Source organism: Planctomycetota bacterium (assembly GCA_016125255.1).
Classification (GTDB): Bacteria; Planctomycetota; Phycisphaerae; order Phycisphaerales; family Zrk34; genus RI-421.
On record WGMD01000005.1, the window covers coordinates 34,744 to 58,325 of the forward strand.

Here is a 23,582-nt window from a genome sequence, read left to right on the forward strand (position 1 = left end):
CCGGTAATTCCGTATCATGATCGACCCCACCGGAAGGAAATCGCCATGATTCAAAGCTGCGTGACCATCAGTCTGGTCGAACAAGCCCGCGGCGGACCGTTCGTTTTCTGGGACGATCTGGCGGACGCGATCGCCAAGGCGTCCAAGCTCAAGTACGACGCCGTCGAACTGTTCGCGCCGGGGCCCGATGCGGTCAAGGCGTCGGACCTGGCGAAGATGCTCGAAGATCATGCGCTGGCGCTGGCGGCGGTCGGCACGGGTGCGGGGTGGGTCATTCACAAACTTCAGCTCTGCGATCCCGATGAGAAGAAGCGCACGCTCGCCATCGACTTCATCAAGACGATGATCGACTTCGGCGGCCCGCTGGGCGCGCCGGCGATCATCGGGTCGATGCAGGGACGCCACGGCGGCGATGTCGATGAGATGACCGCGATGTGCTACCTGGGCGAGGCGCTGCAGGAATTGGGCGAGCACGCGGCGGGGTACGACGTACCGCTGATTTACGAGCCGCTCAATCGCTACGAGACGAACCTGATCAATCGGCTCGTCGACGCGTCGGATTTTCTGGGCACGCTCGACACGCTCAACGTGCGGCTGCTGGCGGATCTGTTTCACATGAACATCGAGGAGCAGGACGTCGCGGGGGCGCTGCTGGAAGCGGGCGGGACGGTGGGTCATGTCCACTTCGTCGACTCCAACCGCCGCCCCGCCGGCTGCGGGCACACGATCTTCGAACCCATCGTCGCGGCGCTGCGGCAGATCGGCTACGAGGGCTATGTCAGTGCCGAGGCCCTGCCGTATCCATCACCGGAGGAGGCGGCCGAGCTGCACATGCTCGCATATCAGAAGTATTTCCCGCCGGGGGAGGAGTGAGAAACCGGGAGTTGGGAGCCGAAGAGAGGCACGCCGCGAGCGGCATCGCTGAACGGAGGACGGGGTCAGTTGGGTTCGGTCGTGATGGGGGGTTCCTTTTCTTCGCCGGTCAGGGTGGATTTGACCTTTTCGTAGGTTTGCTCGGCATCGTCGAGGGCCTGGGTCATGCCAGCCTTGGCTTCGTCCCATGCTTGGCCGGTCGTATCTTTGAGCTTGGCGAGCTTCTCGGCGGCGGCGGCCTTCTGAATCTCCAGTTGCTCGCGCATCTTCCGCCATGACGACTTGGCGCTGTCGGACAATTCGCTCGTCTTGTCGGACGCCTTGTCCTTGAGCGCATCAATCTTGTCGCTCAGCTCGGCGAGCTTGACCTTCGCGGCGGCGATGAACTCGTCCTTTTTCTGATCGGCGTACTTGGCGGTCGTCGTCACGGCTTCGCCGACTTCCTTCTTGACGTCGTCGGCGGTGACCTTCGGTTCGGTCGGCTCCGCAGCGGGCGACTCCGCGGCAGGTTTGGGTTCCGCAGCGGGGGCCTGCGGTGCGGGCGGTGCGGGGGCGGGTGGCTTGTTGCATCCGACGAGCATCAACGCGATGAGGCAACTGAGGGCAAGGAGCGCTTTCATGGTGAACCTCCGATGGAAAGTTCAGGGATGGCCATCCCTGAACATTCGGCTTTTGATTGATCATAGAAGTATTCGACGCATACATACGCCGGCGGGATGATCGCGATTGCCGAAAGTGGGACATCTTCGCGGATTTGTTCGATTTCCGGCAATCGAGCGGCGGGGCGATATGATATGGGCATGGGAACGGATGCCCCCGCCAATGCCTGTGCGCTGCTGGATGAACTGGGCGCGACGTATGAGCGCGACACGCCGCTGGGGCCGCTGACATGGTACGGCGTCGGCGGGGTCGCCCGGACGCTGGCCCACCCGGCGAACACCGAACAACTGGCTGCCCTCGTCGAACGCTGCGCCGCAGCTTCGATCCCGGTGCATGTGCTGGGCAAGGGGGCGAACCTGCTCGTGCCCGAAGGCGTCGTCGAGGGCATCGTCATCGTGCTCGACGCCCCGCCCTTCCGCACGTTCGCCATCGACGCGACGCGCATCATCGCCGGCGGCGGGGCGGACCTGGAACGCATCATCACCGCCAGCGTCCGCGCGGGCCTCGCCGGTCTCGAAGGACTGGCGGGCATCCCGGCGAGCGTCGGCGGAGCGGTCCGCATGAACGCCGGGGGCGCGTACGGCGAAATCGGCCCGTATGTCGAATCCGTCACGGCCATCGAACCCGACGGCCGCATCGTCACGCTCGACCGCGCGCAGCTTCAATTCACCTACCGGCACTCGAATATCGGTGAGCGATTCATCGCGGCGGCGACGTTCGCGCTGAGCCCGACCGATGATCAACCCGCCCTGCGCGAGAAGCTCAAAAGCGTCATGGCGTACAAAAAGAACTCGCAGCCGATGGCGGCCTCGTCGGCGGGCTGCGCGTTCAAAAACCCGAAGAAAGTCAGCCCCAAAGGCGCCGGTCAACTCATCGACGAAGCTGGGCTCAAGGGCCTGCGCGTCGGCGGGGCGGAGGTGTCGAACGTACACGCCAACTTCATCGTGCTGCATCCGGGCGGGGCGGCTTCGGATGTGCTGTCGGTGATGGACGAGGTTCAGAAGCGCGTGGCGGCGCATCACGGGATCGCATTGGAGCGGGAGGTGGTGGTCTGGCCGACGAATGAGGGGGCGGCGTAGCGGGGTGTGCGGTTCGGGGTATCGATCATGAGAGGGTCACGACGGTGAACGACACATTGACGGTGCTGGTGCTGGGCGGCGGACCGGACCGGGAGCGGGACGTCTCGCTGGTCAGCGCGGCGGCGGTGGCGGCGGCGCTGCGCAGCGGCGGGTATCAGGTGATCGAATCCGACATCGGGCCGGGCAATGAATCGGCGCTGGACGGGAAGTTCGACGTGGTGTTCCCGGTATTGCACGGCAAATGGGGCGAAGGGGGCGCGCTTCAGCGGATCATGGAGATGCGGAAACTCAAATTCGTCGGCTGCGGATCGCGCGCGGCTTCGACGGCGATGGACAAATACGCATCGAAACAGGTGGCGGAAAAGTCAGGCGTGCCCACCGCCCCGTATCAACTGTTGGGCCCGAGCACGCCGATCGCCCTCGACGCCCCGATGGTCATCAAGGCCCTGACCGAAGGCAGCAGTTTCGGCATGGCGATCTGCCCGACGCTCGAGGAAGCGGTCGCGGCGCGGAAGGAGATGGTCAGCCATTTTGCCTTTCAGATGGCTGAAAAGTACATCGCTGGTCGCGAGCTGACCGTCGGCATTGTCGACGACAAGGTCCTGCCGCCGATCCAGATCGTGCCCAAGGCCAAGTTCTACGACTATCACGCCAAGTACAAGGCCAATGATACCGATTACCTGTTCGACATCGACCTTCCGCCGGAGGTGATCGAGTCGATCAAGGGTTATGCCATGACGATGCACCGGGCGATCGGCTGCCGGCATCTGAGCCGGGTGGATTTCATGGTTGATGCCGACGCCCGCCCGTGGTTTTTGGAGATCAACACGATGCCGGGGTTCACGGACCATTCGCTGGTGCCGATGGCGGCGCGGCGGTCGGGAATGGAGATGGGGGCGTTATGCGACCGATTGGTTCGGCTGGCGCGGGAAGGATGAATTTGCCGATATGAGATTCGGACACGTTGGAGCGCCGGAGGATTGTGCGCGCCGGTTTTATCGGAAGGACACGACGACATGGGTTGGTTTTTAGGTTCCAAACCGCAGAAGAAGAAAAAGCCCGCCGCCAAAAAGAGCACGGGGAAACGCGAGCCGTGGGACCCGGCCAAGACGCTGCGGGCGGTTCGGGCCGGCGTCTGGGTCGTGCTCGTCGGCGGGGCGGCCATCGGATGGGTGCTCGGGCAAAAGGCCCTCAAGCAGCACATCGCCGCCACGAAAGCCACCATGCCGATCGTCGATCTTCATGACGCCCCGGTCTGGATGCCGCCGACGGTGGCGGATCACCTGCGCAGCATCGTCGCGTCGGGCGTGGAACCCGATCCGTTCGATCAGGCGTCGCTGGCGAATGTCGTCGGCGACCTTCAGGAAAGCGCCTGGGTCGAGCATGTGCAGCGCGTGCAGCGTCTGCCCGGCGGGCGCATCGAAGTGATCGCCTCCTACCGCCGGCCCGTCGCATTGATCGAATCGGGCGACGGGTATCACCTCGTCGACGGGCGCGGCGTGCTGCTGCCCCTGACCTACCCGGCGGACAAGGCGGCGATGCTCGGACTGCCGATGATCCGCGGCGTGCAGCATGCGCCGCCGCTGCCGGGCGATACATGGGCCGGGGGCGATGTGCGGGCGGGGCTGCGGCTGGGGCTGCTGGCGTACGCCGAGCCGTGGGCCAATCAGGTGCGCTCGATCGACGTGACCAACTACGGCGGGCGCATCGACCGGTCGGCGCCGCAACTGCTCATCGCGACGCGGCACGGACTGGTGCGATGGGGCCGCGGCATCGGCGAGGAGCAGTTCTACGAGCCGCCGGCTTCGACGAAGCTCGCGCACGTCGATCTGATCATGCGCAAGTTCCACACCATCGACGCCGGCGGACAAGTCGTCGACGTGTTCGGCGACTCGGTCGTGACGCATCCGATCGCCGAGGCGCCGGAGCTGCGATACACTTCAGCACAGTGAGCGAATCGTTTCCGCATCGCGTGGTTTCCCGGCCGCTGGTCATGGGCTGGTGCGCCTGGCTGCTGGTCAGTTGGGTGTTGAATCTGGATGTGGTGTCGGCGCAGTGGCTCACCGAGCCGGCGATCGAACCGGCGGTGCGCGGGCTGATGCAGTCGATCATGATCGGATTGGGGCTGCTCTGGCCGGTGTGCCGATTGAGCATCGCGGTCGACGATCCACCGGGCATCGCGACGGCCGTCGACCTGGCGACGTTACTGATCATCGTGCAGCCGGTGCTGTGGCTGGTGCGGCTTCAAGCGGGCTGGACGCTCGACCGCACGCTGCTCATCGACGTGACGCTGACGGTCTGGGCGGCGGCGGCGGGACTGTTCATCTGGGCCGGCCGCATGAGCGCGAGCAACGCCGGTCGATCGGGGGCGATGGCGGCATGCGTCGGGCTGATGATCGGCGGATGGTTCGTTACGCTGCTGACGGGCATCGCCGAACCGGCGAGCTGGTCGCCGCCGCATATGCTCTGGGCCCTGACGCGGGAGATTTCGGTCGATGAGGCCCGCGCGGAGGCGGGGCGGCTGGTCGTGCTTTCGGCGGGAGTGGCGATTGCGTGGCTGGTGATGTTGATTCGGTATCGCCCCGCCGCTCAAACAGGGGTATAGTGTTCTCTGGCGGCGTCAAAGGTGACCCGTCTCGGTTGAAGCTTGGAGCAATGATTCATGGATTTCATCACCGCCGACGAAAAAGCCCAGATTGAGGCGCGCCTCAACGATCTGATCGCCCACCGCCCCGTCATCTCGCAGCGCATCGCCGAAGCGCGTGCGCTCGGTGACCTCAAGGAAAACGCCGAGTACCACGCCGCCCGCGAAGACCAGGGACTCGAAGAAGCCGAGATTCGCCGGCTCGAGCAGCGGCTCAAGACCGCTCAGGTCGCCGACGACGTATCGGTCCCCGAAGACATGGTCTTCCTCGGCGCCGTCGTGAAGCTGCGCGACACGGCCAACGGCGACGAAGACCTCTACAAACTCGTGGGCGAAGCGTCGGGCAATTTCGACATGGAAGTGATCGAAGTCACCGTGACGAGCCCGATGGGCGAAGCGCTGATGAAAGCGCGCGTCGGCGAAGTCGTGAAAGTCGACCTGCCCCGCGGCATCAAGCGCTTCGAAATCATCGAGCTGATCTGACCCTTTTGCATCACAACCACTGCCCAACGAGCGGCGCGGCCTCCGCGACCTACTCGGCGGCGCGACCGGCTTTGAGCATGCTCAACGTGTCGGCGCGCGCCGCGCCCGTCGCCGGGTAGAGCGCCGCCAGCGCCGCGACGATCATCGTGATCAGCACGCCGCTGACGAGCATCCGCATGGGCAGCACCAGCGGGACGACGTAGCCGAGCACCTCGGCGGACAGATGATTGGCGCAGACGCTCAGTTGCAGTCCCCCGGCCGTGCCGACGAGGGCGGCGACGATGCCGATGAGCATGGCTTCGCCGAGCACGAGGCGGAGCAGCGCCCCGCGCGTGAGCCCCAGACTGCGCAGCACGCCGAATTGCCATCGCCGGCTCCGCACCGACGCGACGATCGTGTTCGTCACGCCGATCGCCGCCACGCCGATCGCCGCCAGCGCGATCGTGCTCATCAGATCCAGTAGCTGCCCCAGCGCCTTGTCGACCCCGCGCTTGATCCGCCGCGCGTCCGCCGCGAGCAAGCCCCACGCCCCGAGTTTCTCCCTTAGCGCCTTCTCCACATCGCCCTTGTTGAGTTTCGCATCGACGTTGGCGGTCATCAGAAAAATGCGCTGCGTGCCGAAGTCGCGCTTGACGTCCTCGAGCGTCGTGATGGCGCCCGCGGCGGTGAAGCGGTCGAACTCGCGATTCATCTCGAAAATCCGCACGATCATGTCGATGCCGACGGAGCGGACGACGCCGGCGATGATGTAGTCGACCTTGCCGTTGAGCGGGGTGTCGAGCGTGATCACATCGCCGACGCCAAGGCCCTTCACGCGCTTGTAGTGTTCGGAGACGATGACATGATGGCCCATCGCCAGCATCTTCCGCGCGCTGTCGGCGTCGCCTTCGATGTATTCGAGTTCGATCATGGCGGGCGGATCGCCGGGTTTGCCCGAGCCGAACGCGCGGTTGGTGTCGAGGCCGAAGAGAATCGTGCCTTCGGGCATCTTGATGAACCCGCCGAGGCCGAAGATGTTGGCGGCCAGCGCCGGCGACACCATCGCCATCGGCAGCACGCCCGGCGGCGAAAATTCGTCGAGTGTCTGAAGTTTGGCGACCTGGTCTTCGTCGAGCCCCATCGGCGCGGCCAGAAGCATGTCGGGGAATTTCGTGGGCAGCGCCCAGCCAGTCGCCATCGACCGTCCGTGCGTCTGGAGCACCACCAGCGCCAGCAGGCCGACCATCAGCCCCGCCGCCGTGCCGGTCGTCCGCCAGAGCCCGCCCGAAAGCTGCTGCCTCAAGAGCGTCGGCTCGATCGCCACGATCTTCGCCATCAATCCCGACAACGCGCGATCCACCACCATCACCACCAGCGGCGTCACGCCCACCAGCCCCACCATCAGACTCGGCAACCCGATGAACAGATGCACATACATCCGCACGGACCGGTCGATGCCCGGCGTGAAGACGATCAACGGATCGACGCAGAGCAGCAGTGCGCCCGCCGCGATGACGATGCCCGTGACTCTTCCGCGGCGCGGTCGGCCGGCGGAGGTCAGGGCGGCGAGCGTGTCGGCCGTGCTCGCTGACCATGCGGGAATGAATGAAGCGATGAGCGCCGCGAGAATCGTCCCGCCCGCGCCGTAGATCGCGCCGCCGCTGCTGAACACCGCGCCCGCTGAAAACAGCTTCGGATACATCCACGCGAGCAGACTCACCCAAAACAATCCCAGCGGCACACCCGCCGCTGCGCCGATCGCCGCCAGCACCACGCCTTCGCCGATGACCAGCCGTCCGACCTGCGATTTGAGCGCCCCGATCGCGCGGAGCATCGCCAGTTCGCGTGTCCGCTCGCTCACGCCCATCGTCAGCGCCGAGAACACGATGAACACCGCCGCGATCATCGACAGCGTGCCGCCCAGATAGCTGAGCAAGGTCAGCGCCTCGAAGTTCGTGTCGAAGTTTTTCTGGCGCGTCGCGGCCGTCTCGATGCGCAGCATCGCCTCCGCGTGCGCCTTGCTGAACGCCGCGGCGAAGGCGTCGGTGTCTACGTCGCCCTTGAGGTCCACGTCGATTTCACTGAACCGGTTCGGCTCCTTGAGCCAGTCGCGCAGCGTGGCGATCGGCAGATACACGCTCGGCGGGCCGAAGCGCATCATGTCCGGCCGGCCCAGCACGCCGATGACCTTCAAATGCAGCGCCCCCGTTGGACTCGGCACGCCGAGGATGTCGCCGACTTTCACGTTGAGCTTCTGCGCGACCTGCTCCTCGACAACGGCCACATCGCGATCATCATTGTCGAACCACCGCCCCGAAGTCAGCGCGCTGATGGACGTGTCCGCCGGCGCGTCGATGGAGAGCCCGATCAAACTTGCCGGCCGATCGCGCACCGGTTCATCGTTGGCGTCAAGCAGCGGGCTCACGGAGATGAGGCGTGCGTTGATCCGCCGCACGCGCGGGTCGTTGCGGAGTTCGTCGGCGATCGCGCCGTCGATGAGCACGCCGCGGGATTGATCGGGGCGGATGACCATGTCGGTCGATCCGTACATCGAGCCGAGAACCGTGTAAGCCGCCGCCCGCAGCGAGGCGAACGCGCTGGTCAGCGCGGTGACGAGACTGACCGCCACGGCGATCGCGGCAAATGTCAGCACCGCCCGCGTGCGGTGATGCTGCAAATGACGCTGGATGAGATGAGCGATGGCCATGGTGTTTTCTGTTTAGCGACGCCGCTCGCGGCGTGCTTCTCTTCACCGATCCCCAACCCCCGCCCCCCGATCCCCAGTATGCAGCATCGACTGATAGCGCTGCGCCAGCGCGGCCGGGCCGTCGACGGACGCCGTGTCGAAGCGGTCGACGATGCGTCCGTCGGCGATGAAGATCACTTGTTTGGCCCATGCCGCGACGCTCGGTTCGTGCGTGACCATCAAAATCGTCACATGGTCCTTCTCGCACAGATCGCGCAGGAGTTGGCAGACGACCTGACTGGCGGCCGAGTCGAGATTGCCGGTCGGTTCGTCGGCGAGAATCAGGTCGGGCTGGGTGATGAGCGCGCGCCCGATGGCGACGCGCTGCTGTTCTCCTCCGCTCATCGCCTCGGGCCGATGATCGACGCGATGGGCCAGACCGAGCTTCCGGAGCATCGCCTGCGCCTCGTGCAGGACGCCGTCACGCGACGCCCCGCCGAGGCGCAATGGCAGGGCGACGTTTTCGACGGCGCTGAGCGTGGGGATCAGATTGAAGCTCTGGAAGATGAGCCCGATATGTTTGCGGCGAAAGAGCGTCAGCTCCTTGTCGTTCATCTTGGCCAGGTCCTGATCAGCGACGCGGATGCTCCCGCGGTCGGGCGAAGTCAGACCGGCGACCAGATGCAGCAGCGTGCTTTTGCCGGACCCGCTGGCACCCATGATGGCGACGAAGTCACCCTGCTGCACTTCAAGGTCCACGCCCGCAAGCGCTTCGACGCGGCGGCCCCCTTGTTCAAACGAACGCGCGACCTGTTGCACCACCAGTGGTTTCACGCCTACATCCTATTCAATCCGCATCATCGGCATACGCCGCGCGAACCGCATCGGTTCACATTCGCCGCCCAAAACTACTTTTTGCCGTATTGCCCGGTTGCGTTTGCCGATACAATGGGCGTGTGGGAATTACGTAGTGTCAATGGGTCAACCGTATGAAGCTGACCGTATGGGGTTGTCGCGGATCCATCCCAGTCCCCGGCCGGCACACGGTCCGGTACGGGGGGAATTCCAGTTGCTATGAAGTGCGCAGCAGCGGCGGCGAACTGCTCGTGCTCGACGCCGGGTCGGGCATCCGCGAGCTGGGCCGGTCGCTCGCCTCCCACCGGCGCGTGCAGGGTCACATCTTCGTGAGCCACACGCACTGGGATCACATCATGGGCTACCCCTTCTTCACCCCGCTCTTCCACGCCGGCAACCGCTTCTCGATGCTCGGCGCCCCGCAGGACGTTTACGATTTCCGCACGCTCATGAGCCGGCAGATGGATCACGCCTACTTCCCCGTGCGGCTCGAAGACCTGGCGGCGACGCTGACGTTCGAGAACATCGGCGAAGGCGAGTACGAGATGGGGCCGTTCCGCGTCCGGACCAAGTGGATGAATCACCCCGTCGCCTGTCTGGGGGCACGCATCGAATGCGACGGCCATGTCCTGGTGTATACGGGCGATCACGAACAATACCACGGCGTCGACGAAGCGCGCAACGGCGAGATCGTCGAGTTCATGCGCGATGCGGACCTGGTGATCTGCGACGGTATGTACACGCAGGCCGAGTACGAAACGCACGTCGGCTGGGGCCACGCTTCGATGGAGCACTTCATCGAAACCGCCCTCGCCGCCGACGCCCGCCGTCTGCTCATCTCGCATCATGAGCCGACGCGCAGCGACGATGAACTCGACGAACTGACCGCCCACTTCCAGGCCCAGCTCGCCCGACACCGCCTGCCTCTCGAAGTCGACTTCGCCATCGAAGGCCAGCGCCTCGATCTGTCCGCCGGCGCCCTGGCCGCAAGCGCCTGATCGGGGATCGGGGGTTGGAAAGTCGCATCAATCGAAGCGTGTCCGTGCCCCCGTTTAGCGTTGCCGCTTCCTGCCGTGAGCCGGTCGAACGGGTGGCGGGTTTTTGCCTTACTTGACCCCCAGCTCATCCACCATCGCCCGGAACAGATTCGCCTGCTCCCGGCTGATGGTGAATTCCAAAGTCCCCATGTGCCCGACGATCTCGCCCGGCGCCGCCGCCAGCTTCTTGAGATTGTCGATGCTCAACTCCGCCTTGACCGTCTCGTCGTCCGTCCGTTCGCGCCGCCGGGTCGTCGGCACCGCACGCATCGACGAACTGTAATGCTTCACCGGGCAGACAATCGATTCCGCCCCGACGTTGAACACGATCTGCTCGACATCGCGATAGGCGATCCCCGTCGCGTATGTCTGAACATAAAGGTCCACGCTCGCCGGCGGCCCGCTACGTTCCTTGCCCTTGTAATGATCCGCCAGACTCAGCCAGTGACGCCGCAGCGTCCCGCCCTTGGTCGTTTGCATGGGCAGCACGCGCGAAGCGATCTCCGTCTCGTTCTCGTCGCCGTCATAGTCCTTGGCAAGGTAGTACGCCCGGGCATCCGCCTTGTCCTGCGTCTGCTGCTGAACGATCGCCTGCTTTTCCTGAACAAGCTGCTGGTTCTGCTGCTGCGCGACGCCAAGCTGTTTCTCCAGCTCGGCGACGCGGGCCTTGAGCGCCGCGTTCTCCTTGCGGAGCTGCTCGACTTCCGAATCGGCCGCGCGCACCGTCGCGCTCATGATCATCAGCACACAACATCCTGCCAGCAGCGTCCGTTGCATGAATCGCTCCTTAAGCCAGCGATGGTTCGAGCTTCTTGACGACGTCGACGAGTTCCGCCACGTGATCGGCTGAGGCCTTGAGCAGCTTGGCCTCGTTTTCGTCGAGCTTGATCTCCAGGATCTTCTCGACGCCGCCCGCGCCCAGCACGCACGGCACGCCGACGAACAGACCGTTGAGCCCGTACTCGCCGTCGCAGTAGCCGGCACACGGCAGAATGCGCTTCTTGTCCTTGACGATGGCTTCGACCATCTGAATCGTCCCGCTCGCCGGGGCGTAGTACGCGCTGGTGCCCATCAATCCGACGATTTCGCCGCCGCCCTTCTTGGCGCGTTCGACGATCTCATTGAGGCGCGCTTCGCTGATGAACTCCGTGACGGGGATGCCGCTGATGTTCGTGTAGCGCGGCAGCGGCACCATGTCGTCGCCATGCCCGCCCAGGAGGAGCGCATTGATGTCCTCGACGGAAAACCCCGTCTCCATCGCGATGAACGCCTTGTAGCGCGCCACGTCCAGACACCCGGCCTGACCGAGAATGCGATTCGTCGGGAACCCCGTCGCCTTCCAGGCCGTGTACACCATCGCGTCCAGCGGATTGCTGACGACGATCACGATTGACTCGGGGGCGTACTTCTTGATGTTCTCGCTGACGCTCTTGACGATGGCGACGTTCGTCTTGATCAGATCATCGCGGCTCATGCCCGGCTTGCGCGGAATGCCCGCCGTCACGACCACCACGTCCGAGTCAGCGATGTCCTTGTAGTCCGTCGTCCCGGTGATCTTCGCGTCGAAAAGCTCGATCGGGGCGGCCTGATACAGGTCGAGCATCTTGCCCTTGACGACGCCCTCGGCCTGCGGAATGTCCAGCACGACGATGTCGCCCAGTTCCTTGCTCGCCGCCCACACGGCGCAGCTCGCCCCGACGTTGCCGCCGCCAATCACCGAAATTTTCGCCCGTCGTGCCATGGAGGAATCCTTTATCTGGAGTGCTTTTTGATGTTGATGTCGAGTCCATCATGATAAATCCCCCGCCCGCTGTTGCAAGCCGGGGCGTAACCGCCGGGACGCGAAGCTCATCTTAGAGCCGGCACGCAACCCCGCCGGACTGCCAATGAAAGGCTCGATCCATGATCGCGACCCATACAAGCAGCGAATCGAATGCAGCGGCGTTAGGGACGCTTTTCACCTCGTTCGTACTCAACGATTCGCTGACGCTGCCCAACCGCATCGTCATGGCGCCGTTGACCCGCAGCATGGCGGGCCCCGGGCTTGTTCCCACGCAGACTTCCGCCGACTACTACGCCCGCCGGGCCGACGCCGGGCTTATCATCAGTGAAGCGACCATCGTCACACCCGATGGTCAGGGCTATCCCGATACGCCCGGCCTGTTCACCGAGGCGCAAGTCGACGGCTGGCGACGTGTCACGCAAGCGGTCCATGACCGCGGCGGGCGCATGTTCGCCCAACTCTGGCACGTCGGACGACTTTCGCATCCGCACTTCCAACCCGACGGGACGCTGCCGCTCGCCCCCTCCGCCGTCCCCGCGGCCGGCCGCATCAACCGCACGCGTGATCTGAACTACGGCCCGGTGCGCGAAGCGACGCGCGCTGACATCGACCGCATCGTCGCCGCCTTCGCCGACGCCGCGACCAATGCCCGCCATGCGGGATTCGACGGCGTCGAAATCCACGGCGCCAACGGCTACCTCATCGATCAATTCCTCCACGCCTTCACCAACCGCCGCACCGATGAATACGGCGGATCCCCTGAGAATCGCGCTCGATTCGCACTGCGCGTCATCGACGCCGTCGTCGAACGCCTCGGCGCCCAGCGCGTCGGGATCCGACTCTCTCCCGCGGCGTACGTGCACATGACCGGCTCGCCGGAAGATGAGCCGACGTATGTGCATCTGCTGAGCGAAATCAGCCGGCGCGGACTCGCGTACGTGCACATCGGCATCTACGACGACACGAAGGCCCATGCCGAACTGAATCACCAGACCGCCAGCGAATTCGTCCGCGCCAATTACGACGGCGTGCTCATTGGCAACGGCGGGTACACGCCTGACCGCGCCGCCGCCGCCATCGACGATGATCGCTTCGACCTCGTCGCCATCGGTCGCCCGTTCATCGCCAATCCCGACCTCGTGAATCGCCTCCGCCAAGATCAACCGCTCGTCCCCTACGACGCCGCGATGCTCACCACGCTCTATTGACCCATCCCCGAAAGGAAATCGCCATGACCACCGCCACCGCTCATCAGAACGTCCGCATTCATGACCTGCTCGACTACATCCGCACCGGCCGAATCATGGACGCCATGCACGAGTTCTACGCCGACGACGTCGTCATGGAGGAACCCGCCTACGGCAAGACCGTCGGCCTCGCCGCGAACCTCAAGCGCGAAGAGAAATTCGTCACCGGCGTCGCCGAGTTCAGGAACTTCCAGGCCGACGCCGTCGCCGCCGGCAAGGATGTGAGCTTCTACCAAAACGTCATGGACTGGACCACCACCGACGGCAAGGACATGCACGTCGAACAGGTTGTCGTCGCCCACTGGAAAAACGGCAAGATCGTCCACGAACGCTTCTACTACAACATGGCCTGAACCGGTAAAGTCGAAACACGAACTGGATCAAGCCGCGGGCTGAGCGCAGCGAAGCCCCGGATATTACCTGGATTCCGGAGTTGACCATGTCCTGCAAACTTCCCTGCACCGCTTCGCTCGGCGCCCTGTTCATGCGCTACATGCTCGGGTTCATCTTCGTCTATCACGGGTTCGGCAAAGTCATGGACATCCAACCCATGATCGACGGCCTGACCGCCATGCAGATCCCCATGCCGACCGTCTCCGCCTGGCTCGCCGCCGGCGCGGAGTTCGGCGGGGGCATCCTGCTGGCGATCGGACTGCTCACGCGCCTGGCGACGATCCCCATGATGTTCACCATGTTTGTCGCCATCACCAAAGTCCACTGGGGCCACTACGACATCCAAGCCGGCGGCATGGAGTTCGCCCTGACCATGTTCGTCATGCTCCTGTCCCTCGCCCTCATCGGCCCCGGCCGCTTCAGCGCCGATGCGCTGATCTTCCGCGGGTGCTGCTGCGGGAAATCGACCAACATATGATGCCGACAACTTCGTGAGGTCCGTGCATCATGATTCGTATGCTTTGCGCCTTCGCGCTCACCAGTGCCGTCTCCGCCTTCGCTCAGTCGCCGCAGCGCACCGTGCTTTACACGACTTCGTTCCATCCCAAGAACGGCCCCTTCGAGGTCTATACCCCCGTCGCGCATGTCGCCGGTCATACCTTCGTGGTCATGCCTGATGAATCGCTCCTCCCGCGCGTGATCGATATCCCCGATGTCGTCGGCGAGGCGCAACCGATCCGCAACGAGCCGCTCGATCCCAACCCCGACTACAAGGCGCTCGCTGATCCACACAATGGATTCTCCATCGGCGTCGATCGCGACGGCTACCTGCATATCACCGGCGACATGCACCAGTACGGCGGAGCGGACGGGCGCAAGTACCCCGAGCGCTATCAGAAAAAGCACATGCTCTACTGGCGCTCCAACAAGCCCCTCGACGTCGCCGCCGGTTTCGCCTTCCTCGGCGACACGGAGGCGACGTCGATGCCGGGTACTTCGTTCAGTTACGGACGCTTCGTCTGGAGTCCGAGCGGCGATCTGTATTACTCATCGCGCGTGCGCGCGTTCTGGGCGAGCCGGTACAGCCGCGATACGGTCAGCGATTCGCAGGGCGCGATGGCGCTGGGGCTTTACCACTATGACCCGGATACGAAGCGATGGTCCGCCATCGGCGGCGAAGCGGACCACACCGCCCCGGAGGGCTCGCGCTACTTCCCCGTCTTCTTCTGGACGCACGCCGGCCGACCGGACACGGAATTTTCGTATCAGGTGTACCAGTCGCGTTTCGCCTTCGATCGCGGGGGACGGATGCACTTCGCCGTCAGCAGCTTTGCCGACACAAAGGGCAACTGCCGCATGATGTACGCCGCGTCGGACGACGGCGGCAAGTCGTGGCGCAAGGCCGACGGGACGATGATCCCCGGCCTGCCCCTGCGCGGCGAGAGCGGCACAGCCAACGAAGCCGACTTCCTCGTCGAGAACAAACAGGATGTCATCACGCACGTCTTCGCCGATCGCGACGGCGTGCCGGCGGTGCTCGAAGGCGTCACGGCCGACGACTGGCGATGGTGGAACGGCAAGCAGTGGACGACGGCGGACAAGAATGCGCTCTACGGCACCAGCGGCTCGCTCAGCGCCGACGGGCGCATCCTGATGTGGAGCAATTACAACATCGCCCGGGCCGACGCCATCGGCAAGCCGCTGACGAACTACAAGGGCGGACTCTGGTGCGTGTGCGAACCGGCCGTGCTGGCGACGGGCGATCTGTACGGGCTGACCTATGACAACAAGACGCGGAAAATGTCCGTCGTCAAAATCAGCTTCGACGCGGCACCCTGATAGGCACGCCTACCGGTAAATCAGATAGCGCGCCCGGCGTTTCATGAAGTCGTCGAGGTTCCACGACACTTTCGCCGGATCGTCAATCGCGGGCCAGGTCGCCTGCACTTCGTCATTGACGAGCAGCTTCTGCACGTTCGCGGCGTCGAACTGATCGCCGAAGAGCTGCCGCAGGGTCCACGCGATCGAAAGCCCGGTGCGTGCGGGGCGAAATGCGGTGCGATCGATAAGCTCGATGTGCACGCCGCCGCAGACTTCGTTGGCGAACTTCGAGGATTCGGGCGTGAAGGTGATCGGCACGAATCGCACACCCGGCAGTTTCAATTCGTTGAGGATCAGCGCGAGCTTGCGGCCGTCGATCCAGGGCGCGCCCAGCCGTTCAAACGGCTCGTCCGTCCCCCGGCCGACGCTCAGGTTCGTGAACTCCAGCAGGCCGATCGCCGGATAGAGCACCGCCTGCGTCGGATTGCGCAGATTCGGCGAGGGATTGATCCACGGCAGGCCGGTCTGGTCGTACCACATCGCGCGGTCGTACTCGACCATGGGCACGATCGCCAGATCCACATCAAGGTTCTGCTCGTACTTGAACATACGGGCCAGTTCGCCGACGGTCATGCCGTGCGTGATCGGCAGGGGTTGATACGCGGTGAACGAAAGCTTGTCCGCATCGGCGATCGGGCCGGACACGCCGACGGGCCCGATCGGGTTGGGGCGGTCGAGGACGACGAATCGGATGTGACGTTTGCCGGCTTCCTCCATGGCGTAGCCGAGCGTCGTGATGTACGTGTAGAAGCGCGTGCCCACGTCCTGAATGTCGAAGACGATCGTGTCCACGCCCTTGAGCATCGCATCGGTCGGGCGGCGGGTGTCGCCATACAAGCTGTAGACGGGCAGGCCGGTCTTCGCATCGGTGGCGTCGGCGACTTTTTCATCGACCTTGCCGACGAGTCCGTGCTCGGGACTGAGCAGCGCGACAAGCTGGACGTTCTTCGCATCATGCAGCAGGTCGATGGTGCTTTTGCCGAAGCGGTCCCGGCCGGTCTGATTGGTGATGAGCGCGACGCGGCGGCCGTCGAGCGCGGCGAACTTGCCGTGTTCGAGCACATCGATGCCGGTGTACACCTGCACCGGGCCAAGCAGCGCCATCGCCGACGCCGTCGAAACGCTGCGGTAGAGGTCGAGCACGGATCGCGAGCCGGCGTGCAGACGGTTGGTCAGGAGGATCACGAAGCATCGGTGCAGCGGGTCGATCCAGAACATGGTGCCGGTGAAGCCGGTGTGCCCGAAGGACACGCCGCGCGGGAATCGCAGGCCGCGCGCCGAGGAGTAGTCGCTGTCGATGTCGAAACCGTACGCCCGGGCGCTGGACCAGTCGGGCAGACTGCGGGACTGGATCATGGCTTCGACCGTCTTTTGCGAAAGCACGCGATGCCCGTCCAGCTCCCCGCCGCGCAGCATCATCCAGCAGAAGCGCGTCAGATCGTCGATCGAAGCAAAGAGCCCCGCGTGTCCCGCCACGCCGCCGAGCGCCGCGGCGCGCGGGTCATGCACCCGGCCGGTCAGCCACGTGTCGCCCACTTTGGCCGTCGGCGCCAGGTGTTCGCTCCACTCGGCCGGCGGATTGAAGCGCGCGTGCGTCATGCCCAGCGGCTCGTAGAAATTCTTCGTCGCGAAATCGTCGAGCGTCATGCCCGACACGACATGCACCAGTTCTCCGAGCACGATGTAGCCCAGGTCGGAATACTCGAATCGCGTGCCCGGCTCGTACATCAGCTTGCCGCGATAGATCGCCGCCATCGCCGCGTCGCGACCATCGCGATAGTACTCCATGCTGTTGTCCGGCTCGAGCCCGCCGCGATGCAGTAGAAGCTGCGCGATCGTCACCTGTTCCTTGCCGTTGGCGCCGAACGCGGGGATGTACTTGGCGACCGGATCATCGAGCGCGATTTTGCCGTCTTCGACGAGCTTCATGATCGACGGCGCGGTCGCCAGCGACTTGGTCAGCGAGGCGAGGTCGAAGATCGTATCGGCGGACATGGGCACGCGGTGGGGCTGCAAGCGCTGATCGCCGAACGCCTGCCGGTACAGGACGCCGTCGGCGTTGCCGATGAGCAGGACCGCCCCCGGAATCTGCCGGTCGGCGATGGCGCTTTCGATGGCCTGCTCGGCCTGCTTGAGATAGCGCGGGTCCAGCTCCTGCGCCGTCGCCGCACGTACGAGCACGAAACAAACCACGATCACGAGCACCCATCGCCATGCCGTCATGAGGGCATTGTACGCCGGGCGATCGCGAAGCGGCGGCGTGTGATATGATGCACCCGCCGCATTTGCAAGGGGGGTCAAATCATGGACGAAGTCGAGCTTCAGCCGGCCAAGTCGCGCGTCAACAAATGGCTCGTCGGGTGTCTGGGCGCCACGCTGATCTTCCTCGCGCTTTGCGTGGCCGGTTACTTTTACATCAAGTCCAAGGTCGTCGAATTCATCGCCACGGAGATGCACGATCAGATCGTGCACGAGATTGACGCCTCCGCCCTGCCCGACGATCAGAAGCAGGCGTTCACCGCCATCGCCGACCGGCTCGCCGACGACCTGCGCGCCGGGCGCATCAGCATTTTCGACAAGAAGAGTCTCACCGCCGCGGCGCAGGGCGCGACCACCGAGGCGATCGGCCATCTGAACCTTCCCGACGATCAGAAAGCCGGGCTCATCACGCAGGTCAACCGCGTCGCCGACGGATACCGCGAGGACAAGATCAGCGACGACCAGATGGGCGAGATCTTCGACAAACTTTTCAACGGGCCGTTCGGCGCGTCGATGGGGGCATGGGGCTTCGAAGCGGCGCATGTGTACGGGTCGGGTCTGAGCGATGAGCAAAAAAAGGATGCCGCGATTCAGCTTCGCCGCGTCGCCCGGGGCTACGCCGAGGGCAAAATCAGCAAGTCGGACCTCGACCCGCACTGGCAGAAGATCAGCATCCCCGATCCCGACAAGCCGGGCGAACGGAAGATGAAAGAACACCTCACGGACAGCGAGATTCTTGCGTTCATTGAGGACATGCGAACGGAAGCGGACAAAGCGGGCGTGCCCAATGAGCTTTACAAGATCGACTTCGCGACGGAGATGAAGAAGGCGGTGGATGAAGTCATTGGTGAGTGACGTTTGAAATCCCCCTCCCAACCTCCCCCTTCGAGGGGGAGGGGTCAAGACAATCACTTCGTAAGCCGCTCTTCAATCACGCGGCGAAAGACCTCTGTCGGAGCGGCTCTTTTTGTCCATTGTTCAAACTGCGCGGCGGCCTGGCGGATGAACATCTCGATGCCGCTGATCGTCACGCATCCGCGGGCTGACGCTTCGCGGAGCAGCTTCGTTTGCCGGGGGTTGTAGATCGTGTCGAAGACGACCGTGCCCTCATCGGCGCTGGCCTTGTCGGGCCAGTCGGTGATCGGCGAGGCGTCGACATTCGGGTGCATGCCCAGCGGGGTGCAGTTGATGAGAATGCGGCAGCAGGATTTGCTCAGGTTCGCCATCGGCGCGGCGACGACCTGGCCGGTTTGGCCATTGAACTGTTCGGCGAGTTCGGTTGCCTTGTCGAGCGTGCGGTTGTACACCACGATGGTCGCGCCGTAGTGGGCGAACCCGGCGACGATCGCGCGGGCGGCGCCTCCGGCCCCGATGACGCCGACACGCTGATCGGCGAGGTCGTCGCGCCCGATATGCATCGCATCGCAGACGGCGTCGAGCGCGGCGGCGTAGTCGGTGTTGGAGGCATACAGCGCCCCGTCATCGCCGACGGTCAACGTGTTCGCAGCGCCGATGCTTGCGGCGAGCGGCTCGATGGTTCCGCCGGATTCCGCGACGAAACGCAGCAGATTCTGCTTGTGCGGAATCGTCACCGATGCCCCGCGGAAATGCAGCGGGGCGAAGTCGAGCCACGCGCCGACGGTGGCCTTGAAGTGCACATAGTCATCGGGAATCAGCAGCGGGAGGTACACGCCGTCGTGATCGGCGGCGTCGAAGCCGGCGTTCATGATGTGCGGGCTGAGCGAGTGACCGACGGGGCAGCCGATGACGCCGTACGTGCGGGTCGATTCGGTGAGCTTGTCCCATCGGTAGAGCCGCTTGAGCGTTTCGACGCCAACCTGTCCCGGCGCGGTCGTCGCGCCGTCATCAAGACCGGCGAACGTCAGAAACGCGCCGAACTTCCTCGCCAGCACGCGCGACGGCAAGCCCGCTTCGTCCATGCACAAGGCGATCATCGGCTTGACCCGACTCGACAAGAGCTCGAACGCTTCGAGATTGTCGCGCAGCGACCGGGCGCGCCAGGCGACTTTGACCACGGAGCAGCGCGCCGCGTCGGCCATGGCGTGCACGCGCTGAAGCAGGTCGGCCGGGCGGGTCTGAAAGTCATGCGACGAGAGAATCACGCGGGCGCCCTTGGGCGGGCGCAGCCCCTTCTGATAGGCCACCAGCTCCATGTCCAGGTACGCGGCCGGGCAGGCGGCGAAGTCGATGGCGTCGAGCAGATTCTGCCGGCTGGTCTCGTCGCCTTCGTAATGCCCGCCTTCCCAGACGGGGCGGTTCGTGAGGATGCACGGCAGGGGCGAACGCTTGAGCAGATCGGTGATCGCTGCGGCGTCGGCTTTCTGTGCGAAATGATCGATGCGATACTCGACCATGTCCGCCCCGCGCTCGGCGGCGAGGGCGGCTCGGGCGAGGGCCGACTCGGCGGTGTCGACCATGATGGAGACGGTCAGGTACGTCATCGGGGCCAGTATAGCCGGGCGCGCCGGGGGTGCCGGACCCGACGGCGCGGCAACTTGAACGAGCGGGTCGGATGGCTAGAATGTTCGCTCCCCCTGGGCGGTTGCCTGAGCGGCCAAAAGGGACGGGCTGTAAACCCGTTGACGTAAAGTCTACGAAGGTTCGAATCCTTCACCGCCCATTTCCCCGCCGATTCGCGCCCTTCGATCGATCGCAGCATGGCACACGCACCGCTCTACATCGCCATGTGGTCCGGCCCGCGTAATGTGTCGACCGCCATGATGCGAAGCTGGGGCCAGCGACCCGACACCTTCGTCACCGACGAACCCCTCTACGCGCATTACCTTTCCGTCACCGGCCTGCCGCATCCGGGGGCGGACGAAACCATCGCACATCACGAAGCCGACTGGCGCCGCGTCGCCGCCTGGCTCACCGGCCCGATTCCCGAGGGCCGGACGGTGTGGTATCAGAAGCACATGGCGCATCATCTTCTGCCGATGATCGAGCATGACTGGCTTGAGAAGTTGACGCACTGTTTTCTGATTCGCGAGCCGCGGGAGATGATCACTTCGCTCATCGAGTTCATCCCGCACCCGACGATTTACGACACGGGGCTGCCGCAGCAGGTGGAGATTTTCGATCAGGTCGTGAAGCGCACGGGCGCGGTGCCGCCGGTCGTGGACGGGGCGGATGTGCTGCGCGATCCGCGCGGCATGATGACGAAACTCTGCCAGCGCCTCGGCCTCGAGTTCACCGAAGACATGCTCCGCTGGCCCCCCGGCCCGCGGAAGACCGATGGCGTCTGGGCCAAACACTGGTACGCCAAGGTCGAGAAGACCACCGGGTTCGGACCGTATCAACCCAAGGACATCCCCGTGCCCGATGCGCTCAAGCATCTCATCCCCGAATGCGAACGCCTCTACCAATACCTTCACCAGCACCGCCTCCCCGTTTAGCGGCGGGGCGTCGCACCGCGTGTCGTCACCATGCTTCAAACCTTCAACGAAAAAAACCGCAACCTCATCGTCTGCGTCAACGGCAAGCTCACGCACCGCGACGAAGCGGCCATCAACCCCTTCGATTCGTCCGTGCAGAACGGCGACGCGGTATGGGAAGGTCTGCGGCTCTACGACGGCCGCATCTTCAAACTCACCGAACACCTCGCCCGACTGCGCAAGTCCGCCACGATGCTCTCGTATGTCAACATCCCCGACGACGCCACGATCATCGACCAACTCAAAAAGACCCTCGCGGCGAACCAGATGCACGACGGCGTCCACATCCGCCTGACCCTCACGCGCGGCCCCAAGTACACCTCCGGTCTCGACCCGCGCGTCAACCTCGGCACGCCGACGCTCATCATCCTCCCCGAGCATAAACCTCCCGTCTTCAATCGCGACGGCATCACGCTCATCACCGCAAACATCCGTCGCCCCAATCCCGATGTGCTCAATCAGCACATTCACAGTTCCAACCAGCTCACCTCGATTCTCGCCAAGCTCGAAGCCAATGCCGCGCATGCCGACGACGCCCTGCTCCTCGATCAGCGCGGCTACCTCGCTGAGACGAGCTCGACGCATGTGTTCATCGTCGAGGGCGACACCGTGGTGACGCCGACGACTTTCGCCTGCCCCGAAGGCATCACCCGCGCGACGATCCTCGAACTGTGCAGACAGCACCACATGGCGCACGAAGTCTGCGATATCACGCCACGGCGCATGCACGCGGCGGACGAGATGTTCGTCACCGGCACGATGGGCGAACTGGTCCCCGTGCTGTCGGTTGACGGCCGGGCAATCGGTGACGGAAAATCGCGTGCAATCACGGACCGGCTCACGCAGTTGTTCAAAGAGCTGACCCGGACCCAAGGCGTCCCCGTCTGCTGAGCGACATACCTCCCCCGCGAGGGGGAGGGGTGACAAAGACCGAGGTTATTCAACTCATTGGAGATCGCATCATGCGACGTATTGCCGCCAGCTTCCTGCTCGTGCTCAGTCTTGTCATGAGTGCCTACGCCGAGGACCTCGCCAAGCCGCTGGACAAGATGGACCCGCAGGCGGGCGACACCATCGTCTTCCTCGGCGACTCGATCACGCATCAATGTCTTTACACGCAATACGTGGAGGATTATTTCTACACGCGCTATCCGGCGATGCGGGTTCACTTCTACAACTCGGGCGTCAGCGGCGACATCGCGGCCGACGCGCTGAAGCGTTTCGACATCGACGTGGCGGAGCTTCATCCCAAATATGTGACGATCCTGTTGGGCATGAACGATGCGTCGTACCGCGACTGGGACAAGGGGACGTTCGATCGCTACGAACACGACATGACGGAGGTGCTCGATCGGATCTCCAAGCTGGGCGCGACGGCGATCGCCATGAAGCCGACGATGCATGATTTTCGCGCGTGGCAGATTCGGCCGACGGGTCAGTGGAAGCTGCCCAAGGATGAGCACGATGCGAAGATGTACAACGCGGTGCTGAGCTACTACGGGGCGTGGCTCCAGCAGGCGTCGATGGATCGCGGGCTGGGCGTCGTCGATCTGAGCAGCCCGCTCAGCCAGTACACGCTCGAAGCCCGCCGCACTGATGCGAACTTCACCATGATCCCCGACTCCGTGCACCCGGATCCGAACGGGCACGCCATCATGGCTTTCGAACTGCTTCAGACGATGCACCCCGACCGGGCGGTCAGCAGGCTCACCGCCATCTGTCGCGACGGGACATGGCAGATCAAAGGCGGCGACGTGACGGACGTCAGCGGCGATGCATCGCGCCTCAAGTTCACGTTCACCGCCAAGGCGCTTCCGTGGGTCCTGCCATCCGAAGCGTCGCGCGGGTTTGCGATGACCCATGCCGGTCACAAGATGTCCAACGAGCGGCTCTCCGTCGTCGGCCTCGCGCCCGGCAAGTACAAGCTGACGATCGACGGCGTCGAAATCGGCACCTACACCAACGTTATGCTCGGCGGCAAAGTCGAACTCGAAAACAACGACAAGACCCCGCAGTATCAGCAGGCCCTGGCGGTGGCGATGCTCAACAAAGAGCGGAACGACAAGGCGGTGCACCCCATGCGCGACCGCTTCGGCCAGCTCAAAGGGCAGGTCCACAAGGGCGGGCCGGACGAGGCGTGGATGGCCAAGTTCAAGGACGATGTGGCGGCCTTTCGCAAGGCGGCCGACGATTATGAGTCGAAGATTTACGATTTGGCGCAGCCCAAGCCGCGGGTGTACGAGCTGACGAAAGTCGATTGACTTGCCG

At 64.2% G+C, this 23,582-nt stretch carries 22 protein-coding genes and 1 tRNA gene; 16 read left to right on the forward strand and 7 right to left on the reverse strand.

Annotated features, from left to right (window positions below):
- Positions 1-45: 45 nt before the first annotated feature.
- Positions 46-873 carry a TIM barrel protein gene (locus GC162_06335; GenBank protein MBI1368255.1) on the forward strand — a complete coding sequence of 276 codons (828 nt, stop codon included), beginning with the start codon at positions 46-48 and terminating at the stop codon, positions 871-873.
- Positions 874-938: 65 nt separating this feature from the next.
- Here the strand turns inward: GC162_06335 and GC162_06340 are convergent, their stop codons facing one another.
- Entirely contained in the window at positions 939-1,493 is a 555-nt protein-coding gene (locus GC162_06340) for a hypothetical protein (GenBank protein ID MBI1368256.1), read from the reverse strand.
- A gap of 96 nt (positions 1,494-1,589) precedes the next feature.
- On the opposite strand from GC162_06340, the gene murB reads away from it, so the two are divergent.
- From murB to GC162_06365, 5 genes are all read left to right on the forward strand, one after another.
- Positions 1,590-2,612, forward strand: coding sequence for a UDP-N-acetylmuramate dehydrogenase (gene murB / locus GC162_06345; protein ID MBI1368257.1), 1,023 nt, complete (start codon positions 1,590-1,592; stop codon positions 2,610-2,612).
- 20 nt (positions 2,613-2,632) lie between these two features.
- Positions 2,633-3,550, forward strand: coding sequence for a D-alanine--D-alanine ligase (locus GC162_06350; protein ID MBI1368258.1), 918 nt, complete (start codon positions 2,633-2,635; stop codon positions 3,548-3,550).
- Between the two features lie 78 nt (positions 3,551-3,628).
- Positions 3,629-4,564 carry a hypothetical protein gene (locus tag GC162_06355; GenBank protein MBI1368259.1) on the forward strand — a complete coding sequence of 312 codons (936 nt, stop codon included), beginning with the start codon at positions 3,629-3,631 and terminating at the stop codon, positions 4,562-4,564.
- Positions 4,561-5,217: a hypothetical protein gene (locus GC162_06360; protein ID MBI1368260.1), complete on the forward strand. Its 657-nt coding sequence runs from the start codon at positions 4,561-4,563 to the stop codon at positions 5,215-5,217. The genes GC162_06355 and GC162_06360 overlap by 4 nt, the downstream gene beginning before the upstream one ends.
- A 57-nt stretch (positions 5,218-5,274) precedes the next feature.
- Positions 5,275-5,739: a transcription elongation factor GreA gene (locus tag GC162_06365; GenBank protein ID MBI1368261.1), complete on the forward strand. Its 465-nt coding sequence runs from the start codon at positions 5,275-5,277 to the stop codon at positions 5,737-5,739.
- Between the two features lie 49 nt (positions 5,740-5,788).
- Here GC162_06365 and GC162_06370 read toward each other — a convergent pair whose 3' ends face one another.
- The gene (locus GC162_06370) at positions 5,789-8,425 is read right to left on the reverse strand and encodes an FtsX-like permease family protein (GenBank protein MBI1368262.1); all 2,637 of its coding nucleotides are present in this window, start codon (positions 8,423-8,425) and stop codon (positions 5,789-5,791) included.
- A 42-nt stretch (positions 8,426-8,467) separates the two neighbouring features.
- Positions 8,468-9,238, reverse strand: a complete 771-nt coding sequence (locus tag GC162_06375) for an ATP-binding cassette domain-containing protein (protein ID MBI1368263.1) — start codon at positions 9,236-9,238, stop codon at positions 8,468-8,470.
- A gap of 155 nt (positions 9,239-9,393) precedes the next feature.
- Here GC162_06375 and GC162_06380 point away from each other — a divergent pair, with 155 nt between their 5' ends.
- Positions 9,394-10,257: an MBL fold metallo-hydrolase gene (locus tag GC162_06380; GenBank protein MBI1368264.1), complete on the forward strand. Its 864-nt coding sequence runs from the start codon at positions 9,394-9,396 to the stop codon at positions 10,255-10,257.
- Between the two features lie 108 nt (positions 10,258-10,365).
- Here the strand turns inward: GC162_06380 and GC162_06385 are convergent, their stop codons facing one another.
- A complete protein-coding gene (locus tag GC162_06385; GenBank protein MBI1368265.1) occupies positions 10,366-11,073 on the reverse strand; it encodes a hypothetical protein in 708 nt (235 codons plus the stop codon).
- Positions 11,074-11,083: 10 nt separating this feature from the next.
- Positions 11,084-12,037, reverse strand: a complete 954-nt coding sequence (gene mdh, locus GC162_06390; protein MBI1368266.1) for a malate dehydrogenase — start codon at positions 12,035-12,037, stop codon at positions 11,084-11,086.
- A gap of 161 nt (positions 12,038-12,198) precedes the next feature.
- On the opposite strand from mdh, the gene GC162_06395 reads away from it, so the two are divergent.
- The 4 genes from GC162_06395 to GC162_06410 all read left to right on the forward strand — a co-directional run bounded on the left by GC162_06395 (position 12,199) and on the right by GC162_06410 (position 15,558).
- Positions 12,199-13,287: an alkene reductase gene (locus GC162_06395; GenBank protein ID MBI1368267.1), complete on the forward strand. Its 1,089-nt coding sequence runs from the start codon at positions 12,199-12,201 to the stop codon at positions 13,285-13,287.
- A 23-nt stretch (positions 13,288-13,310) separates the two neighbouring features.
- On the forward strand, positions 13,311-13,679 hold the full coding sequence (locus GC162_06400) for a nuclear transport factor 2 family protein (protein MBI1368268.1): 369 nt from the start codon (positions 13,311-13,313) through the stop codon (positions 13,677-13,679).
- Between the two features lie 86 nt (positions 13,680-13,765).
- Positions 13,766-14,197: a DoxX family membrane protein gene (locus tag GC162_06405; GenBank protein MBI1368269.1), complete on the forward strand. Its 432-nt coding sequence runs from the start codon at positions 13,766-13,768 to the stop codon at positions 14,195-14,197.
- A 29-nt stretch (positions 14,198-14,226) separates the two neighbouring features.
- Positions 14,227-15,558 carry a hypothetical protein gene (locus GC162_06410; GenBank protein MBI1368270.1) on the forward strand — a complete coding sequence of 444 codons (1,332 nt, stop codon included), beginning with the start codon at positions 14,227-14,229 and terminating at the stop codon, positions 15,556-15,558.
- Between the two features lie 9 nt (positions 15,559-15,567).
- Here the strand turns inward: GC162_06410 and GC162_06415 are convergent, their stop codons facing one another.
- Positions 15,568-18,402 (reverse strand): DUF1343 domain-containing protein, encoded by a 2,835-nt coding sequence (locus tag GC162_06415; GenBank protein ID MBI1368271.1) that lies wholly within the window; start codon positions 18,400-18,402, stop codon positions 15,568-15,570.
- Here GC162_06415 and GC162_06420 point away from each other — a divergent pair.
- Entirely contained in the window at positions 18,373-18,714 is a 342-nt protein-coding gene (locus tag GC162_06420) for a hypothetical protein (protein MBI1368272.1), read from the forward strand. The genes GC162_06415 and GC162_06420 overlap by 30 nt on opposite strands.
- Before the next feature lie 53 nt (positions 18,715-18,767).
- Here the strand turns inward: GC162_06420 and GC162_06425 are convergent, their stop codons facing one another.
- Positions 18,768-20,321, reverse strand: a complete 1,554-nt coding sequence (locus tag GC162_06425) for a type I 3-dehydroquinate dehydratase (GenBank protein MBI1368273.1) — start codon at positions 20,319-20,321, stop codon at positions 18,768-18,770.
- Between the two features lie 95 nt (positions 20,322-20,416).
- Here GC162_06425 and GC162_06430 point away from each other — a divergent pair.
- The 4 genes from GC162_06430 (at position 20,417) to GC162_06445 (ending at position 23,575) form a co-directional block, all read left to right on the forward strand.
- Positions 20,417-20,500, forward strand: a tRNA-Tyr gene (locus tag GC162_06430).
- A 64-nt stretch (positions 20,501-20,564) separates the two neighbouring features.
- Positions 20,565-21,275 carry an HAD family hydrolase gene (locus GC162_06435; GenBank protein MBI1368274.1) on the forward strand — a complete coding sequence of 237 codons (711 nt, stop codon included), beginning with the start codon at positions 20,565-20,567 and terminating at the stop codon, positions 21,273-21,275.
- A gap of 30 nt (positions 21,276-21,305) precedes the next feature.
- Complete coding sequence (locus GC162_06440) at positions 21,306-22,205, forward strand: aminotransferase IV (protein MBI1368275.1); 900 nt, start codon at positions 21,306-21,308, stop codon at positions 22,203-22,205.
- Between the two features lie 71 nt (positions 22,206-22,276).
- On the forward strand, positions 22,277-23,575 hold the full coding sequence (locus GC162_06445) for a hypothetical protein (GenBank protein MBI1368276.1): 1,299 nt from the start codon (positions 22,277-22,279) through the stop codon (positions 23,573-23,575).
- Positions 23,576-23,582: the final 7 nt, after the last annotated feature.

Excerpts from the sequence above, each read along its gene's own strand:
- GC162_06440 (MBI1368275.1), top strand. The coding sequence starts at position 21,306 with ATGCTTCAAACCTTCAACGAAAAAAACCGCAACCTCATCGTCTGCGTC.
- GC162_06335 (MBI1368255.1), top strand. The coding sequence starts at position 46 with ATGATTCAAAGCTGCGTGACCATCAGTCTGGTCGAACAAGCCCGCGGC.
- GC162_06415 (MBI1368271.1), bottom strand. The coding sequence starts at position 18,402 with ATGCGCCGCTTCGAAGCCCCATGCCCCCATCGACGCGCCGAACGGCCC.
- GC162_06380 (MBI1368264.1), top strand. The coding sequence starts at position 9,394 with ATGAAGCTGACCGTATGGGGTTGTCGCGGATCCATCCCAGTCCCCGGC.
- GC162_06370 (MBI1368262.1), bottom strand. The coding sequence starts at position 8,425 with ATGGCCATCGCTCATCTCATCCAGCGTCATTTGCAGCATCACCGCACG.
- GC162_06400 (MBI1368268.1), top strand. The coding sequence starts at position 13,311 with ATGACCACCGCCACCGCTCATCAGAACGTCCGCATTCATGACCTGCTC.
- GC162_06435 (MBI1368274.1), top strand. The coding sequence starts at position 20,565 with ATGTGGTCCGGCCCGCGTAATGTGTCGACCGCCATGATGCGAAGCTGG.
- GC162_06395 (MBI1368267.1), top strand. The coding sequence starts at position 12,199 with ATGATCGCGACCCATACAAGCAGCGAATCGAATGCAGCGGCGTTAGGG.
- GC162_06425 (MBI1368273.1), bottom strand. The coding sequence starts at position 20,321 with ATGACGTACCTGACCGTCTCCATCATGGTCGACACCGCCGAGTCGGCC.
- GC162_06365 (MBI1368261.1), top strand. The coding sequence starts at position 5,275 with ATGGATTTCATCACCGCCGACGAAAAAGCCCAGATTGAGGCGCGCCTC.
- GC162_06355 (MBI1368259.1), top strand. The coding sequence starts at position 3,629 with ATGGGTTGGTTTTTAGGTTCCAAACCGCAGAAGAAGAAAAAGCCCGCC.
- GC162_06445 (MBI1368276.1), top strand. The coding sequence starts at position 22,277 with ATGCGACGTATTGCCGCCAGCTTCCTGCTCGTGCTCAGTCTTGTCATG.
- murB (MBI1368257.1), top strand. The coding sequence starts at position 1,590 with ATGATCGCGATTGCCGAAAGTGGGACATCTTCGCGGATTTGTTCGATT.
- GC162_06420 (MBI1368272.1), top strand. The coding sequence starts at position 18,373 with ATGGGGGCATGGGGCTTCGAAGCGGCGCATGTGTACGGGTCGGGTCTG.
- GC162_06385 (MBI1368265.1), bottom strand. The coding sequence starts at position 11,073 with ATGCAACGGACGCTGCTGGCAGGATGTTGTGTGCTGATGATCATGAGC.
- GC162_06410 (MBI1368270.1), top strand. The coding sequence starts at position 14,227 with ATGATTCGTATGCTTTGCGCCTTCGCGCTCACCAGTGCCGTCTCCGCC.
- GC162_06405 (MBI1368269.1), top strand. The coding sequence starts at position 13,766 with ATGTCCTGCAAACTTCCCTGCACCGCTTCGCTCGGCGCCCTGTTCATG.
- GC162_06340 (MBI1368256.1), bottom strand. The coding sequence starts at position 1,493 with ATGAAAGCGCTCCTTGCCCTCAGTTGCCTCATCGCGTTGATGCTCGTC.
- mdh (MBI1368266.1), bottom strand. The coding sequence starts at position 12,037 with ATGGCACGACGGGCGAAAATTTCGGTGATTGGCGGCGGCAACGTCGGG.